The organism is Bradyrhizobium sp. 14AA, assembly GCF_054185205.1.
The window spans coordinates 1-744 of sequence record NZ_JAVAYM010000076.1; the positions used below are offsets into that span (position 1 = coordinate 1).

The following is a 744-nucleotide window of genomic DNA, read 5'->3' on the forward strand; positions in this document are numbered from 1 at the left end:
TATGAGGTCTCGACCGACGGCGGCGCGAGCTGGTCGACGACCACGGCCGCGCAGAGCGATCTGGCCGATGGCAGCTATCAGTTCCGCGCCGTGGTCAGCGATCCCGCCGGCAACAGCGCGACCAGCAACACGATCTCCGTTGTGATCGACAACACCGATCCGGTTGCGGGCACGCTGGCCTTCAGCGGCCTCGAGGACACCGGCAGCGCCGACACGCCGGCGGTCACCAGGGACGGCAGCTTCGACCTCAGCCTGACCGGCACTTCGGACAGCAACGGCACAACGGTGGCCTATGAGGTGTCGACCGACAGCGGTAGCACCTGGAGTTCGACGACGTCGGCGCAGAGCGATCTGGCCGATGGCAGCTATCAGTTCCGCGCCGTGGTCAGCGATCCCGCCGGCAACAGCGCGACCAGCAACATCGTCGCGGTGGTGGTGGACACCACCGCGACGACGGCGGGGACCCTGTCGCTGTCGAGCTATACGGACTCGGGCTCATCCTCGTCCGACTTCAACTCGACCGACAAGGCCTTCGATCTGTCGCTGAGCGGCAATGCCGATACCAACGGCACCAGTGTGGCCTATGAGGTCTCGACCGACGGCGGCGCGAGCTGGTCGACGACCACGGCCGCGCAGAGCGAGCTGGCCGACGGCAGCTACCAGTTCCGTGCCGTGGTCACCGATCCCGCCGGTAACAGTTCGACCAGCAATGTCGTCGCGGTGGTGGTCGACACGTCGGCGCCG

At 67.1% G+C, this 744-nt stretch carries 1 protein-coding gene; it reads left to right on the plus strand.

Annotated features, from left to right (window positions below; all coding sequences use genetic code 11):
* Positions 1–744, plus strand: a 744-nt coding sequence (locus tag RAD15_RS43375) for an Ig-like domain-containing protein (protein WP_458184792.1), incomplete at both ends; no start/stop codon positions are given.